The organism is Limnofasciculus baicalensis BBK-W-15 (assembly GCF_024178385.1).
In the GTDB taxonomy this organism is placed as follows: domain Bacteria; phylum Cyanobacteriota; class Cyanobacteriia; order Cyanobacteriales; family Coleofasciculaceae; genus Limnofasciculus; species Limnofasciculus baicalensis.
In genome coordinates this window covers 1-15,514 of record NZ_JAMZMM010000128.1, presented here as the reverse complement: position 1 = coordinate 15,514, position 15,514 = coordinate 1, and the positions used below count along the sequence as shown (strand labels likewise).

The following is a 15,514-nucleotide window of genomic DNA, read 5'->3' as shown; positions in this document are numbered from 1 at the left end:
CTTCAAATCTTCTAATTTTTGTGGAGCAGAAAATGTAAGATTATCACAATCTACATTATTGTCTTCTTCATTCAAAGGAAACAACTCTTTAATATGAGAATCTTTATAAGAAAAAAATTCAATTTCTACATTTTTTTCTCCATCCCATACATCAATTATCGCTAAAACCCTCTTATCCTCACCTTCATGAATTTTAAATCCTTGAAGTAGATTTTTCAGAAAAGGTTTTCGTTCCGGATCGCTAGAACAATGCAATAACACAAAAATCAATTGCAACAGCGTACTCTTCCCACCACCATTAAGACTACCTAGGGGAAAAATACGAGGAACAAATTCCTTCTCAAACGTAATATCAACATCCTTTAATGCCCTAAAGTCGGGAACTTGAATTCGTTGCAGGTGCATATAGAAATCCTTTTGTTGACTCTGTATTAGCTCTTGGCAAAATTTAGGCAAAAAACTGGCTCTTTAGACTGTTACGATTTTAAATCGCTAATTTGAACCAATGCTTCTTCTCCTGGAATTGGCAAAACTGCACGGCTTCGGATTTCATCCCGACGCTTTTTGGCTTCAGTACTCCATAAAGTTTGAATTGTTTCATCTACATCAAACTCAAGGCTTTCTACCAGTTTCTCTGCTAGGATAGCCCTCAATGCACTGGGCAAAGATAAAGCTTCGGTCATCAATTGATCGATTGATAGCATAATTAGTAACAAATGTGATTTGTTGGATAGTGGTAGCCATCACGATTCGGTATTTTAACAAGTATATCAGTAATCAACTTTGGGCAAAGAACAGGCAGTCAATAGATTTAAACTCATCTGGTGTATAAATTAATTGCTGATTTAATCCTGATGAAAAAGCCCAAATAATAACCTTTTTCCCTTGACGCATAACCTCATTTATTACAGGGATTTGGTATCGAAATGCGAGATTTTCGCCATCAACGAAAATCATTCTTTTCCCTTCTTTCATAATTGAATTACATTCTATCTGCCTACTGAAATTATAGCACAATATAGCAGGGTGGGTGGGACATTGCCCACCCCAATCTTTACACCTTAAACTTATCGGTAATCCGCTTCATCGCTTCCTCTACATTTTCCCGACTATTAAAAGCCGAAATACGGAAATATCCTTCACCCGCAGCACCGAAACCAGAACCTGGAGTGCCTACTACATTACAGGTATCGATCAACTTATCAAAGAAATCCCAACTGGATAAACCATTAGGAGTTTTTACCCAAACATAAGGCGCATTTATTCCACCATAAACTGCTAATCCAGCGGCGGTTAGTTTCTCGCGAATAATTGAGGCATTTTCTAGATAGAAACTAATCAATGCCTTAATTTGGGCTTTACCTTCTTCCGAGTAAACTGCTTCCGCACCTCGTTGAATGATATAAGAAACACCATTAAACTTAGTAGCTTGGCGGCGATTCCACAGTTTCCAAAGTTCTACATCTGAACCATCTGCGGCTTTGGCTGTGAGTGTTTTTGGTACTACTGTTAATGCGCAACGAGTTCCCGTAAATCCGGCATTTTTAGAGAAAGAACGAAATTCGATTGCACAATTTCTCGCTCCTTCTATTTCATAGATAGAATGAGGTAAACTCGGATCGGTAATATAGGCTTCGTAAGCCGCATCAAAGAAGATAATCGAACCATGGCTGTTGGCGTAATCCACCCATGCTTTCAGGTGTTCTTTTGTAGCAGTCGAACCTGTGGGATTATTGGGGAAGCAGAGATAAATTAAATCGACTTTTTGGCTAGGAATTTGGGCGGTAAAGTTATTTTCCGCAGTTATGGGCAAATAGATTAACCCTTCATATTCGCCTTTCTTGTTTCCGTCTCCAGTATGTCCTGCCATGACATTTGTATCTACATAAACCGGATAAACTGGATCGGTAACGGCAATGGTATTATTGTCACCAAAAATATCGAGAATATTCCCAGTATCGCATTTGGAACCATCAGAAATGAAGATTTCCGAGGCATCAACTTCGCAGCCCCGCGCTTGGAAGTCGTCAGTGGCAATTTTCTCCCGTAACCAAGGATAGCCTTGTTCTGGACCATATCCTTTAAATGTAGCGCGATCGCCCATATCTTCCACAGCCTTTATCATCGCATTGCGGCAGGCTTCTGGCAAGGGTTCCGTGACATCGCCAATCCCTAGGCGAATGATTTTAGCATCGGGGTTAGCGTCTGCAAAAGCATTGACTCGTCGCCCAATTTCGGGAAAGAGGTAACCTGCTTTGAGTTTGAGATAGTTATCGTTAATTGTTGCCATGGTAGATTATTAGGAATGCGGTACAGACAGACTCCGTTGCGGAAATGCCGCAGTGAGACGAAGCCGTTACCATTGTCCATTAGATTGGAACCGTAGTGTTATTCCCGTACATTTTTTTTATATTGCCTCACCTAGTTATCAGTAGTGTCTTCTGGATTATCTTCAGGAAAAACAACATCTTCGTAGAGCAAAGAAATAGGGAAACGGAAATCAACGCTGGTTAGGTGAATTTCTATTTCTGTGCCGTTATCTGTCGGTTGTTCGAGTGAATAAGCAGTCAGTTCCCATTTTCCTTTTTCATTAATTCTGTAGCATTCCACGTTCATTTTGTCTGTTTCAATGAGAACATATTCTTTTAAGGTATCAATCTGACGATAATTCTTAAATTTCTTGCCTCTGTCAAACCCTTCTGTACCTGGAGATAAAACTTCTACGATTAAACAGGGATGATAAATAAATTTACGCGCTTTTTGGTCTTCCGGATTGCAACTAACCATCACATCTGGATAGTGAAATGGTCCTTTACGCGAAACTCCTACTTTGGCATCTGCCATTTGAACTTTACATCCCTTCCCTCGTAGATGATTTTTTAGTGCAGATGTCAGGTTTATGGCAATATCATTGTGAGGGATAGTTCCCCCTATCATGGCAAAGACTTCCCCGTTGATATATTCGTATTTAATGGGTTGTTGTTCTTCCCATTCGAGATACTCTTCAGGAGTCATGAGTTGGGGTTGGGGTTGGGGTTGGCGTTGAGCAATCATTTGAAATGTCTCCTTGTTTTTGATAATTTTTTATTTTGTTATATTCACTAGATACTATCAAATATAGCAGTTTTCAGTAGACCATAATTTATTAATCAGTAGAAAAAAAGCTGGTACTCTTTAAATAGATAGTTGTTTGTTGTTTGTTAATAATCTTACTCCTCAGAGTTTAAATTATTAGATTAACTCAGAACCAACAACCAATAACCAATAACCAACAACCAACAACCAATAACCAACAACTAACAACCAAAAACCAACAACTGACAACTATCCATCAATGCGGTATGCTAATTCAGGGACTTCTACCATTGGATTTATGCTCAACGCTCAGGTAATAGGGTTAGGACGCTCTGGAATCGCTGCTGCACGGCTTCTGAAGCAAGAAGGTTGGCAAGTGACAATAAGTGAACGCAACTCCTCTCCATCCCTGGAAAACCAACAACAAACTCTTGCCACGGAAGGAATTGCCGTTAAACTAGGCGATCCTCAGACGCTAGATGACTCGAACTTACCTCAATTAATTGTAGTTAGTCCCGGTGTACCCTGGGATATTCCTGTACTTATTGAGGCGAGAAATCGAGGGATTGATACGATTGGGGAACTCGAACTTGCTTGGCGTTATCTCAAATCATACCCTTGGATTGGCATTACCGGAACTAATGGTAAAACAACCACAACTTCTCTGATTGCGGCTATTTTTCAAACCGCAGAATGTCATGCTCCCGCTTGCGGTAATATTGGTTATGCCGCCTGCGAAATTGCGATAAAAAATTCTCCCCCCTCTTCCCTGGAAATAGGTGACAGACAAGAAGAAAAAGATAAATTACTCCCCAATCCCCAATCCCCAATTGATTGGATTATTGCCGAAATTAGTAGTTACCAAATTGAATCATCGCAGGAATTAATACCTCGGATTGGGATTTGGACAACATTTACTCCAGATCATTTAAACCGCCACAAGACTCTGGAAAACTACTACGATATCAAAGCATCTTTACTGGTGCGATCGCAAATCCAAATCCTCAACGGTGACGATCCCTATCTCAGTCAGTTAGGAGCGAAACATTGGCCTAATGCCTATTGGACTAGTGTAAACGGTAGAGATGTAATTCCTCAACCTTGGATTTATATTGAAGACGGTTGGGTGGTTGCGGAAGGGGAACAAATCGTAGAAGTCGCCTCATTAAAAATGGTAGGGAATCACAATCAACAGAATTTACTCATGGCAGTGGCAGCGGCAAGATTAGCCGGAATTGAGAAAAATGCGATCGCAAATGCTATTGCCAATTTCTCTGGTGTTTCCCATCGCTTAGAACATATTATCACTTACCAGGGAATTGACTTTATTAATGATAGTAAAGCAACTAACTATGATGCGGCACAAGTTGGATTAGCAGCAGTAGCAGCACCAACTATATTAATCGCAGGTGGTGAAGCAAAAGCAGGAGATGATAGCCAATGGATAGAAACTATTCAAGCTAAAGCTGCGGCTGTGTTACTCATCGGTGATGCTGCGCCTGCGTTTGCTCAACGATTGAAACAAGTGGGTTATACTCGTTATGAAATTGTGGAAACGATGGCAAATGCTGTGGCAACTTCTGTTAAAATAGCCCAGGAATATAATGCCAGTGTAGTATTACTATCTCCTGCTTGTGCTAGCTTCGATCAATATCAAAGTTTTGAGCATCGGGGGGATGATTTCCGACAGTTATGTTTGGAGTTATTGTCATAATAAACCAATCCTCGTAGGGTGCGTTATGCTTTGCTAACGCACCATCTACATTATCAGTAAATCTTAACTGATTTATATCGATTCCGTTGGTGTTGCTATGATTTTTTTTTAACGCAGAGGTACGCAGAGGTTTCCACGGAGGTACACAGAGGTTTTTGGATGATTCTGATGCTAATGGAAATGATATCAGTAATGTTATTTTCGTTTTTCTTCTGCCGCAGTAGGGAGTTGAGGATTAGTTTCTGGTTGAGTGTATTCGCAAAAAGTATTTAGTCCAATTTTCACAACATATAGGACAATAATTGTAGCAATTGCCGGATCAATGGGTAATCCGTGTGCTATTTCGATGCTACTTACCGTATAAAAGCGATCGCAGTATCAATTCTGTTAATTAACCCAGCGTTGCTAGTTATCACCCACTCAGTTGGGAAAATAGCCCCCAGTAGGCTAGCTAATTGGAAATTGTGAAAAATTTTCCCTTTACCATCGGAGATTAGCAATTAGCACACCTGAAAAGGTAACTAGCAAAGCCAGGTTAATTAGAGAATAATATCACTCGCTACTATTGATGGAGAGCCTGTCAGACTAATCTCAAAATCAGCAGCTAAATCCCCAATAGCGTTAGCTTGGAGAATACCTCCTCCATAACGAATTTGACCTAAACCAGAGAATGCAGCACTCCCAATAAAAGTGAAGGCTTGGTTACCTGCGATAATGTGGTTGGCATCGATGTCAGATAAATCTATTCTGTCACCTGCCAAGTTACCGTTTCCTGCGAAGTCAGTAATAACATCCCGCTGTAATGAACTAGTTTGACTATCCTTAAGTGAATTGAAATCAAAAATATCATTACCTAACCCGCCAGTAAGGATATCGCGCTGTTTCAGCATCGCCGAGCCGCCAAAGAGGATATCATCGCCAGCCCCACCATTGAGGGTATCATTGCCATCTCCACCATCAAGGTAATCCTTGCCATCTCCACCTTTGAGGGTATCACTGTCAAAGTAACCAAAGAGGTTATCGTTACCACTCCCACCATCAAGGGTATCATCGCCAAAACCACCATTAAGGTCATCATTGCCAAGCTCACCATAGAGCTTGTCATTGTTAGCCCCACCATCAAGGGTATCACTGTCATTCCCACCATAGAGGGTATCACTGCCATCATCACCATAGAGCTTATCATCGCCAGCCCCACCATAGAGCTTATCATCGCCACGCCCACCATAGAGATAATCGTTGCCAATTCCACCCTCTAGCCAGTCATTGCCATATCCACCATCGAGATAATCGTTGCCAATTCCACCATAGAGGGTATCATTGCCACCCCCACCATAGAGCTTATCATCCCCACTCAATCCATCGATGGTGTCAGCAAATTCTGTGCCAATCAAACTAGGGCGATAAATCCATGGGGTACCGTTGTTGGTATTGTTATCATTAAAAATGCTGCCAGTAATAGTTGCCACAATCGGGATCTCCTTGTTAGCTAGAGAGGACTTACGGAGCTACGCAATATATAGCGCCTTAAAATATAGTTGACATTCAGAGTTATCGCACCTAATTGCTGTTATTGGGTTTGGTTTCACTTGAATTGGGTGTTTCTGACAAGACAGAAAAAAATGCGAATGAGATGGGCTACGCTCATCTCATTCGCATTTTCAGTAAATTTTTGATGAAGATTTGGGTATTAATTGTAAAGTTCTGATGAAGTTAAGCTGTGAAAGCAGTTAAATTGCATAGTGATGAGATGTATAGCAACCGCCACATCGGTTAGGACAAGGGGCTAGATCCCCTTGTTAAAATTTGGTAGCTGAGAATGCCTTAACCGACGAAAGCGACTGCTATAAGAGGTAAGAGGTAAGAGGTAAGGGGTAAGGGGTAAGGGGGAAGAGTAAATATACTCGCACTACATATTAAGCGTTATGTAGGGGAGAAGCAAAAGGGCGACAATCCCATCGCTAGAGGCAATAATGTTTCTTTCCGAATGCTTCTCCCTGCCTAAGTTTGCAAAGAAAATCACACTACTGTATATTTTCCATTTAGGAAAAAAAAGGATGTGTGAAGGTTACCGCTGGCGCAGGGCAAGGATTAGCTTTTCAACCTTCAAACTTCATCCTTTATCCTTTAGTTTTCCTCTCGCAAACTTCGTATTTCCTCAATACTAAGTTCCGTCATTTGACTGAGCGTCTCATCATCCATAATACTGAGTAAACGTTTAGCCATTTTAACTTTAGCTTCCTTAGCACCTTGTTCAATACCTTGTTCAATACCTTGTTCAATCCCTTGCTGAATACCTTGCTGAATACCTTGTTCAAGCCCTTGTCTCACAGCAAGAGACATCGCACCTCGCATATCTTGGATAAAAATCTCCCGTTTTTCCAAATCTTCCAACTCTTCAGGAGAGAGAGTAGCTTGATTTGCGATCGCAAAAGCTTGGTTTATTTGTGGTATCCTTCCCATCTCCTCTGGTACGGCACGCAATTCTTTGGCATTCTTGATGAAGTAAATCCATTTATCAGTAATTGTCTTTAATTCATCCAATCTATTTTGAAATTTGGGTAATTCAACAAATACTAATTCAATGTCATGTACCAAATAATCAACTAGATAATCTTTCTCTTTCAAGACAAAGCGAGAAATCACTTTATCAAATTGGCTGAACATCTCAAAATCAGTAATAGTCAAAGCAATTACCGGATTCAGGAGGCTGTAATCTTCTCCTATTTGCAGTTGTACTGAGTAAGCTTTTGCCGCATTGTACAAGATGCGCTTCTCAAAACTCTCCACATTCAGGACTTGCATTTCTATGATTACAGTTTTATCGCCCTTAATTCTGGCTCTGACATCTAGGTAAGTATCCTTGACACCTCGGATTTTGGGTGCGAGATAGGGGTTCATGATCTCTAAATCTTCAATAACTTCTTCCTCGTTGTATAGGATAGAATTCAGAAAGCTGATCAGAATGTCTTTACTTTGCTCAGAGCCAAATATTCTTTTGAAAGCGAAATCAGTTTTAGGGTTGATGAATATCATAGTTTTTTAACCTGGAAACACTTGTGTTTGATTCTATTTTAACTTAGATGCTAAGGATTCAGTGTGGCAGTAGATAAATTATTGACTTAAACTAGGGGTTTGGAGTGAGGAGTTAGGGGCTAGGGGCTAGCAAAATGCAATTAGCCATTAGCAATTAGCCATTACCAATTAGCCATTACCAATCAAAATATATGTTTCCAGTCAAATATCCCATTCCGCAAACTGATCCGCCTTTATCGCCCAGAGAAACCCTTCCCAGTATGTACGATTTGCCCAGTGAGAATCCGGAGGAACCTGGTTTGCCTGATGAATTTAATGACTTAATCATCAAAGTTGAGTTTAAAAAAAGTACAGACAAGGCACAAACAAGGGGCTTAAGCCCCTTGTTAATTAAGCTAGGTATTAATTAATTAACGCCAAGCATCCCAAGACTCATTAAAAATAGAAGTATCGGGAAAAGCAGTAGGATTACCAGTTTTTTCCAACCGCTGTCTTAACTCTTGTAATTGAGGTTCCGATTTCGGTAATTCATCTACTAATTGATAGGGCATTATTCCCTTCTCCAAAGCATAAGCAGCGGTAGTACCTGCGGCGACACCAGATGACCATTCAAAGGAATGAACTCGATAAGCAGCAGCGGCAACATGACTCGTAGCAATACTTTTTCCTGCTACTAACATATTATCTATTTTTTGGGGAATCATCGCCCTTAAAGGAATTTGAAAAGGATAGGCTTGCCCCGCACCTTGACGTTCCCCTTCTCGTTCGGTATTACCAGGAGTTTCTGCTGGACTTTTGGTCATGCAAGGATGAAAATCGATGGCATAATGTCCAATTCCGACAGAATCTGGATAAATAGTAGAACGACTGCGCTGCTTGATTTTTTCTGGTGGTAATTTGTCTGCAATTGCCGAAATAGTTTCTCTTCCAGCTAATGCTATGAATAAGGAACGATACATGTCTGGAGACAGGGTTTTCTTGTAATAATCCTCGCGATAATCTCGACGAGACATATCGATTTCCCAAATAGTAAATCCCTCCTCATAACCAAAAGAAGGTCGTCCAATTATTCGTCTTCCTTCTCGCATATAGGGATATTTTGATAACCCGTGGGCGGTTCCCATAGGAGAGTCTAAACCGGAAAGATATCGATAGTTGGGATAAGGCTTTTTCACTCCATCTCCAAGTTGAGAATCAGTAGTTCCAGCAACTAACCAGTAGAAATATCCCATGGATTTTTCCTCTGCTTTTTGTAAGCTTTCGGTGCGCAAACCTCCCATCCAGCCACTGGGAGATAATTGACCTGTCCGTTGCAATTGATCGCGACTATATATAAGGTTATCTTGTGAAGTACCGGGACGATAATCATTCCCCCACGTCCAATTTTGCATGGAAATATCCCCTACTGCGGGTGCGGTGAAATTGATCCCGCCAAATTGAGTTGCTTCTCCATCTTTGGGACTCCAAATCCGTCGATAACTGAAGACTAAACCAAAATCGGCTAATCGTTTTAATTCATAACTGTAATAAGGTGCATATTCTGGATAAAATGATGGCATTTTATTAGTTTGAGGTTCCTTTGTAGCTTCCATCGTAAATGTGTAGGTAAACCCTTGGGTGCAATAGGGGTCACTTTTAGTACTAGAAGCAGAGGGTTCTAGATGGGAACGGGGGTCAATTCCCAGGCGATAGGGAACATCTGTTAGCCCAATTATTTCACCAGTTTCAGTTGCCTCTACCACGTACCAATTGGGGCTATTTCCTTGAGAGGGATTTTTGGGAACGAAACGAATAATGGTTTTGTCGAAGCGAGAGGAGTTTTCGTATTTATAGGAATCTTCGATAGTTTCAGAGAGGGTGAAAGTGTTAAGGGGAGGAGCATTTTTTGCTGGTTGGTGTTGAATGGCAACTGCGCCTGTAATAATATTGCCACTGGAGTTACGTTCAATTTCCTTAATTACTGTGGAGGGAAACCATTTAAGATTACCTTTTCCTCGTTTGGCAGCATCTCGTAACATACGATAAAGAATTTCATTGCCATCGCCAGGGAAAAAACAAGATTCACTTACCCAACAATCGCCGGGATTTAGTTCCTTATATTTCCGTTTAATTCGTTCTCGCAATTCCAAATAACCGCGAGGGAAAAATAGGCGTTGTCTTTGAGTACTTCTTTCATCAAGTGCAGAAGTACCTTGGCTAGAAATTTGTCCCCCTACCCAGTCGGTAATTTCTGTCAAACAAACCGTTTTTCCTGCTAGTAATCCTTCGTAAGCGGTTCCCGCACCTGCTAATCCACCGCCAACTACTAGTATTTCACAATCTACAGTTTGATCTGGACTTCTGCCGGGGGCACTGAGGCTAGGTGGAGTGAGGGATGTGAGAGAGATTAAGCTGAGGGTGAGGCTGAGGAGGGATTTTCCTACAGATATATTTGAATGCTTCATAGTTTGAGAAAAAATAGTTCGGATCTAATGCTACAGTATCCTGGCTCATTGACGGTATTATTCCTCAATAAGTTCATTCGGATATATAGATAGTTTGCACGATTATCTATAGATAAAATTAGAGGGAAGCGTTAGAATTGGAACCGGATTTACGCCATTGATTTTTGAACGTGTTACCTAATGAAACGACTGATACTTATATGACAATTCTTTAGTAATTGTGTTGGTTGTGTAGGGTGCGTTAGCGAAGCGTAACGCACCAACAACTTATTAAGCTTTACAAATAGTCTATAACATAAACCCGGTTTCTACAAAAAATCGTGGGTTGAGACGATTGAGGTTGACGAAGAAACCGGGTTTCTGACAACCTGTGCGCAAGTCCTATATAAGTAAAGTTTAGTAACAAATCTCGATAAATTACCAAAAAATCGGGGCAATAGTCTGATAGAGAAGTGGAACCCAACCATGAAAAAACCGCTTCATGTTAGAGGGCTTCCCTGTTCCCCAACAACCCCAATCATGTTTAAACTTATCTCCAAAATCAGAAAACCCCTTTTCCTCTTCCCCATTACCCTCTGTCTCACCCTGATCCTTTTTATACCTTGGGTGAGTGCGAAAGAAACGCCCAAACCTAAGCCACAACCCTGGCAAATTGATGGGATAGTGGCGGCTATTGATGATAGCAATCCCACAGTGAAGGGATATGCTTTCCAGGCATTAGCTGGATTAGAGCCGCAAGATTTGAAATTGATGCTGAAGAAACCGGAGGATATTGCACAGAAAGCTATCAACTTCCTCAAGGATGAAAAGGTTGACTCAAATGTTCGTGGCGGTGCAGCAGAAATTTTGGGGAATTTAGGACAAGCGATGGCTAAATACCTCCCCAACAACTTCCTCGACAATGAAAAGATTGATAAAAATGTTCGTGGCTATGCCGCACGATTCTTTGGGAAGCTGAATGAAAAATCATATCTTCGTCACTATGCCGCAGAAGTCTTGGAGAAGCTGGGGGAGGCGGCAACTAAATACGCCCCGGATCTCATCAACATCGTCAAGGATGAAAAGGTTGACTCCAATGTTCGTGGCAATGCAGCATCCGATTTGGTAAATTTAGGAGAAGCCGGGGCTAAATATGTCCCCGATATCCTCAACTTCCTCAAGGATGAAAAGGTTGAATCATATATTCGTAGCAATGCAGCAGCAGCTTTGGGTAATTTGGGAGAAGCAGGGGCTAAATATGTCCCGGATCTCATCAACTTCATCAAGGATGAAAAGGTTGACTTAAATGTTCGTGGAAGTGCAGTAGAAGCTTTGGGTAATTTGGGAGAAGCCGCTGCTAAATATGCCCCGGATCTCATCAACATCCTTAAGGATGAAAAGGTTGACTCAAATGTTCGTGGAAGTGCAGCATCTGCTTTGGGTAATTTAGGAGAAGCAGAAGCTGCTGCTAAATACGCCCCCGATATTGCCAACATCGTCAAGGATGAAAAGATTGACTCAAATGTTCGTGCCGATGCAGCAATAGCTTTGGGGAATTTTGGAGAAGCGGCTGCCCCCTACCTCCCCGATATCCTCAACATCGTCAAAGGTGGAAAACCTGATTGGTTTGAGGCTGAACGTGTAGCAGCAGTTTTGGGTGATTCTGGAGAAGCCGGGGCTAAATATATCCCCGATATCCTCAACTACCTTAAGGATAAAAATGCTGTGGCAGATATTCGTTACAGTGCAGCAGCAGCTTTAGGTAATTTTGGAGAAGCCGCTGTCCCCTACGTCCCCGATATCCTCAACTTCCTCAAAGATGAAACGGTTGACTCAGATGTTCGTAGCTATGCAGCAGGAGCTTTGAGCAGGATCAGAAAACTGGAATTAAATGAGGTTATTGTCGTTTTAAATAATTTCTACGAACTAAATCCGTGGAACTCTAACTTTGAACTTTGGCGAGTTTTAACCTATTTTCTCAGTGGCGGGACAGACGAAGTAAAAACCCTCCTCCAATGGCTGGGAAATCCTCAAGAAGTTCCCACTCAACTCAAATACGAAGACGGCAAAAAAACACTAGAAGTCTTTCTCAGTATCTGGACAGACAGTAACGACTTGAAACTATTACAAAAAGACTTAGCCGATAAAATAGCCCAAGTTACCCGCCTTGTCACTTGGAAATCACAGGATATTACCCTACTGCAAAGTCACTACAACAATCTGAAAAATGGCGGATATTACCAAGCCTATACAGTACAGTTAGTCATTACTAATCTGTCAGGTTGGAAGTGGTTATTCAAGCCTATCAACGCTATCCTGATTCTTGCCGTCTTTTTGCTTACCCTCATCTTTATCCGCACGAAAATGCGACGAGGGGGTGGGTGATATGATTTCCCACATCGGTTGACAGTTTTGTAATCTATGTGTATTATATAGATAACACAAAACCTACAGGCAAACGTTTATGCCTTACGAAAAGCTCGAACTTTCCACTCCAGCGCCCGTTTTATCTTGGGCAAATCACGAGCTGGGCAAGGAAGAAGCCAAGATGGCAAAAAATGTTGCATCTTTGCCATTTGTATTTAAACATGTGGCATTAATGCCAGATGTTCACCTAGGAAAAGGTGCATTAGTCGGCTCTGTAGTAGCAACTAAAGAAGCAGTAATTCCTGCTGCTGTGGGCGTGGATATTGGTTGTGGCATGGCGGCAATTAAAACACAATTTACAGCCGAGCAATTAGAAGGGAAACTAAAGAAAATTCGCCTAGATATTGAAGCTGAAATTCCGGTAGGTTTTAATGCAAATAAAGATATCGAAAAAACCGTTGCTAATTGGCAAAGATGGGTAGATTTTAAAGATCTACATGGCGGAGTTCAAGATTTACAAAACAAAGCTATGAAACAGATGGGTTCCCTCGGTGGGGGTAACCATTTTATTGAAGTCTGTGTTGATACCGAAAATGCTGTTTGGTTAATGCTCCATTCCGGTTCCCGTAATATTGGTAATGTTTTAGCTCAGTGCCATATTAGCACCGCCAAAGAATTAGCAAAATTAGCAGAATTGACTCTCCCGGACTTAGATTTAGCCTACTTTGTCGCGGGAACACCGGAATTTGATGCCTACTGGCGAGATTTACAATGGGCACAAAATTATGCTCGGTATAATCGCGATGTCATGATGGCTCGTTTTAAACGAATTGTGGAAAAATATCTCTCTGGTGGTAAATCTAAAAAGCCGCTACTAGAGGTGAATTGCCATCACAATTATGCTGAGAAAGAGGTACATTTTGGTGAAGATGTATATGTAACTCGTAAGGGTGCAGTGCGGGCGCAGCAAGAAGATTATGGTATTATTCCTGGTTCAATGGGAGCCAAGTCTTTCATTGTGAAAGGTAAGGGAAATCATGATAGTTATTGCAGCTGTTCCCATGGTGCAGGGCGATTAATGTCCCGCACTAAAGCCAAGAAACAATTCACTATCGACGATTTAATTCAGCAAACTCAAGGGGTTGAGTGTCGTAAAGATGATGCGGTTTTAGATGAAATCCCCGGCGCTTACAAACCGATTGAGCAAGTAATGGCAAATCAAGCAGATTTGGTAGAAATTGTCGCAACTCTGAAGCAGGTACTTTGCGTTAAGGGTTGAATAATTAGCTAAATCAAAGAAACCCGGTTTTTCTAAAAAACCGGGTTTCTAATAATTCTACATCTCAACTAGTATGGTGGCGATAAATTCCCCTGAAAGAGGGAACAGAGAATATCAAAGTTAAATAATATCGATTAGCTTATTCATTAACACCCACCAGGGTTTTTTTTATGCTATTTTGCGATCCAAATAGTTCAGCATAAGATATTGGCATAACGATAGGCCAGAAAATGCTAGCAAGTGCGAAAGTAATTATACAGATTGTTTTATCTTCTGGTGATATATTTTGCTCTTTTAATAATAATGATAAGTATTTAATCCACAGGGACAAAGCAATTAAGAGATAAGAGATAATTGCAACATCAAAAATGATTCCCATAACATTGACTCCTGATGACAAAACTAGTTAGAATTGGGAGGATTTTAGCCCTACTATGAACTATGAACCTTGATTACCGAGAAAGCCATTTACACACTAACTTGCCGTCAACTGTCATCCATTGCGATAATAACTGAGGCTTGGCGGTGTCGTGAAGCAGTTTTTTGAGTTGCTCTCTCTGCTGCTTCAGCTCATCTGATGTAAGATCTATATATCGCAAGGGAGTGTCATCCATGACTTCGTATCTAGGTGGCAGGTGGCTTATTCTTTAATAATGACGGATAACCTTGAGACGTTTTGTGGTTTAAATCATCAAAAAAGATGATAATTTCTAATAAAAAATGTGATGTTTATCTAATAAAGTTGTGACGCAAATCACAATGGGCGGTACTCCTACTGTTAAACTGAACAGGAGTTACGCGCTGTCGAGAATATTACGGCTTTCTGGACTTACTGGTCATTTATAAAGTAAATCTTAAGACAATGATTCATCTATCTTGTAGGTTGGGTTGAGGTGATGAAACCCAACTGGCGCTTGATAAATGTTGGGTTTCGCTTCCCTCAACCCAACCTACAGCAGCTATATATCAGCCTCTTATTCTAACATTGAAGACAACTAGACTTAATCGGTTTATATCTATGATGCGCTTTCCCACTAAATTTTTGACATTAGTAATTGGGATATCCCTCGGTATTCTCTTAATCATTGTACCGAGTTTTGCCCAGTCGAAACTTACTGAAAATTCGCCTTTAACAATTAATGGTATCGGAGATGTGCGAGTCGGGATGACTCTCAAGCAAGCAGAAAAGGCTGCAGGTACTAAACTAATTGTTACCGATGAGCCGAATCGCTACTGTTTCTACGTCAAGCCCCAAGGATTGCCTGAAGGAATAGGATTTATGATGGCAGACTATAAAATTGCCAGAATAGATATTTTCAGTAACTCCAGAATGGCAACTCTTAGTGGTGCTAAGATTGGCGATACAGAAGACAGAATTAAATCTATCTATCCCGGACAAATTCAAGTTACTCCTCATAAATATGACAGGAATGGTCATTATTTGACATTTGTTCCTAAAGATCAACAATACAGGCAATATCGTCTCGTCTTTGAGACAGATGGCAAGAAAGTAACCAGATTTCGCAGCGGTAAGCTTCCAGAAGTCGAATTTGTAGAGGGTTGTGCTTGATTAATGGGGAGTGGGGAGTGGGGAGTGGGGAATGAGGAATTGCATTCTTA

13 protein-coding genes and 2 pseudogenes are annotated in these 15,514 nt (G+C 41.0%); 5 read left to right on the top strand and 10 right to left on the bottom strand.

Annotated elements, in window-relative coordinates:
• From NJ959_RS14140 to NJ959_RS14120, 5 genes and pseudogenes are all read right to left on the bottom strand, one after another.
• Positions 1-405 (bottom strand): annotated as a pseudogene (locus tag NJ959_RS14140) (AAA family ATPase); the annotation flags it as partial.
• 71 nt (positions 406-476) lie between these two features.
• The gene (locus tag NJ959_RS14135) at positions 477-704 is read right to left on the bottom strand and encodes an addiction module protein (protein ID WP_254012392.1); all 228 of its coding nucleotides are present in this window, start codon (positions 702-704) and stop codon (positions 477-479) included.
• A 73-nt stretch (positions 705-777) separates the two neighbouring features.
• Complete coding sequence (locus tag NJ959_RS14130; RefSeq protein ID WP_254012391.1) at positions 778-975, bottom strand: NYN domain-containing protein; 198 nt, start codon at positions 973-975, stop codon at positions 778-780.
• A gap of 79 nt (positions 976-1,054) precedes the next feature.
• On the bottom strand, positions 1,055-2,290 hold the full coding sequence (locus tag NJ959_RS14125; protein WP_254012390.1) for an LL-diaminopimelate aminotransferase: 1,236 nt from the start codon (positions 2,288-2,290) through the stop codon (positions 1,055-1,057).
• A gap of 131 nt (positions 2,291-2,421) precedes the next feature.
• Positions 2,422-3,054 carry a Uma2 family endonuclease gene (locus NJ959_RS14120; RefSeq protein ID WP_254012389.1) on the bottom strand — a complete coding sequence of 211 codons (633 nt, stop codon included), beginning with the start codon at positions 3,052-3,054 and terminating at the stop codon, positions 2,422-2,424.
• 319 nt (positions 3,055-3,373) lie between these two features.
• Here NJ959_RS14120 and murD point away from each other — a divergent pair, with 319 nt between their 5' ends.
• Positions 3,374-4,789, top strand: coding sequence for a UDP-N-acetylmuramoyl-L-alanine--D-glutamate ligase (gene murD / locus NJ959_RS14115; RefSeq protein WP_254012393.1), 1,416 nt, complete (start codon positions 3,374-3,376; stop codon positions 4,787-4,789).
• Between the two features lie 539 nt (positions 4,790-5,328).
• Here the strand turns inward: murD and NJ959_RS14110 are convergent.
• Together NJ959_RS14110 and NJ959_RS14105 are read right to left on the bottom strand one after the other, a co-directional pair.
• A complete protein-coding gene (locus NJ959_RS14110) occupies positions 5,329-6,258 on the bottom strand; it encodes a calcium-binding protein (protein WP_254012388.1) in 930 nt (309 codons plus the stop codon).
• A gap of 658 nt (positions 6,259-6,916) precedes the next feature.
• On the bottom strand, positions 6,917-7,825 hold the full coding sequence (locus NJ959_RS14105; protein ID WP_254012387.1) for an Rpn family recombination-promoting nuclease/putative transposase: 909 nt from the start codon (positions 7,823-7,825) through the stop codon (positions 6,917-6,919).
• 191 nt (positions 7,826-8,016) lie between these two features.
• Here NJ959_RS14105 and NJ959_RS14100 point away from each other — a divergent pair.
• Positions 8,017-8,145 (top strand): annotated as a pseudogene (locus NJ959_RS14100) (Uma2 family endonuclease); the annotation flags it as partial.
• A gap of 90 nt (positions 8,146-8,235) precedes the next feature.
• On the opposite strand, the gene NJ959_RS14095 reads toward NJ959_RS14100, so the two are convergent.
• Positions 8,236-10,269 (bottom strand): FAD-dependent oxidoreductase, encoded by a 2,034-nt coding sequence (locus NJ959_RS14095; RefSeq protein WP_254012386.1) that lies wholly within the window; start codon positions 10,267-10,269, stop codon positions 8,236-8,238.
• Positions 10,270-10,788: 519 nt separating this feature from the next.
• Here NJ959_RS14095 and NJ959_RS14090 point away from each other — a divergent pair.
• Both NJ959_RS14090 and NJ959_RS14085 read left to right on the top strand, forming a co-directional pair.
• On the top strand, positions 10,789-12,633 hold the full coding sequence (locus NJ959_RS14090; RefSeq protein WP_254012385.1) for a HEAT repeat domain-containing protein: 1,845 nt from the start codon (positions 10,789-10,791) through the stop codon (positions 12,631-12,633).
• Between the two features lie 79 nt (positions 12,634-12,712).
• Entirely contained in the window at positions 12,713-13,894 is a 1,182-nt protein-coding gene (locus NJ959_RS14085) for an RtcB family protein (protein ID WP_254012384.1), read from the top strand.
• 139 nt (positions 13,895-14,033) lie between these two features.
• Here NJ959_RS14085 and NJ959_RS14080 read toward each other — a convergent pair whose 3' ends face one another.
• Both NJ959_RS14080 and NJ959_RS14075 read right to left on the bottom strand, forming a co-directional pair.
• Positions 14,034-14,273: a hypothetical protein gene (locus NJ959_RS14080; RefSeq protein ID WP_254012383.1), complete on the bottom strand. Its 240-nt coding sequence runs from the start codon at positions 14,271-14,273 to the stop codon at positions 14,034-14,036.
• Positions 14,274-14,346: 73 nt separating this feature from the next.
• On the bottom strand, positions 14,347-14,508 hold the full coding sequence (locus NJ959_RS14075; protein WP_254012382.1) for a hypothetical protein: 162 nt from the start codon (positions 14,506-14,508) through the stop codon (positions 14,347-14,349).
• 404 nt (positions 14,509-14,912) lie between these two features.
• Here NJ959_RS14075 and NJ959_RS14070 point away from each other — a divergent pair, with 404 nt between their 5' ends.
• A complete protein-coding gene (locus tag NJ959_RS14070; RefSeq protein ID WP_254012381.1) occupies positions 14,913-15,464 on the top strand; it encodes a hypothetical protein in 552 nt (183 codons plus the stop codon).
• The last annotated feature ends 50 nt before the right edge of the window (positions 15,465-15,514 follow it).

What these genes read in the sequence shown, in the direction of transcription:
- NJ959_RS14135 (WP_254012392.1), bottom strand. Translation starts at nt 704, where the DNA reads ATGCTATCAATCGATCAATTGATGACCGAAGCTTTATCTTTGCCCAGT.
- NJ959_RS14130 (WP_254012391.1), bottom strand. Translation starts at nt 975, where the DNA reads ATGAAAGAAGGGAAAAGAATGATTTTCGTTGATGGCGAAAATCTCGCA.
- NJ959_RS14125 (WP_254012390.1), bottom strand. Translation starts at nt 2,290, where the DNA reads ATGGCAACAATTAACGATAACTATCTCAAACTCAAAGCAGGTTACCTC.
- NJ959_RS14120 (WP_254012389.1), bottom strand. Translation starts at nt 3,054, where the DNA reads ATGATTGCTCAACGCCAACCCCAACCCCAACCCCAACTCATGACTCCT.
- murD (WP_254012393.1), top strand. Translation starts at nt 3,374, where the DNA reads ATGCTCAACGCTCAGGTAATAGGGTTAGGACGCTCTGGAATCGCTGCT.
- NJ959_RS14105 (WP_254012387.1), bottom strand. Translation starts at nt 7,825, where the DNA reads ATGATATTCATCAACCCTAAAACTGATTTCGCTTTCAAAAGAATATTT.
- NJ959_RS14095 (WP_254012386.1), bottom strand. Translation starts at nt 10,269, where the DNA reads ATGAAGCATTCAAATATATCTGTAGGAAAATCCCTCCTCAGCCTCACC.
- NJ959_RS14090 (WP_254012385.1), top strand. Translation starts at nt 10,789, where the DNA reads ATGTTTAAACTTATCTCCAAAATCAGAAAACCCCTTTTCCTCTTCCCC.
- NJ959_RS14085 (WP_254012384.1), top strand. Translation starts at nt 12,713, where the DNA reads ATGCCTTACGAAAAGCTCGAACTTTCCACTCCAGCGCCCGTTTTATCT.
- NJ959_RS14080 (WP_254012383.1), bottom strand. Translation starts at nt 14,273, where the DNA reads ATGGGAATCATTTTTGATGTTGCAATTATCTCTTATCTCTTAATTGCT.
- NJ959_RS14075 (WP_254012382.1), bottom strand. Translation starts at nt 14,508, where the DNA reads ATGGATGACACTCCCTTGCGATATATAGATCTTACATCAGATGAGCTG.
- NJ959_RS14070 (WP_254012381.1), top strand. Translation starts at nt 14,913, where the DNA reads ATGATGCGCTTTCCCACTAAATTTTTGACATTAGTAATTGGGATATCC.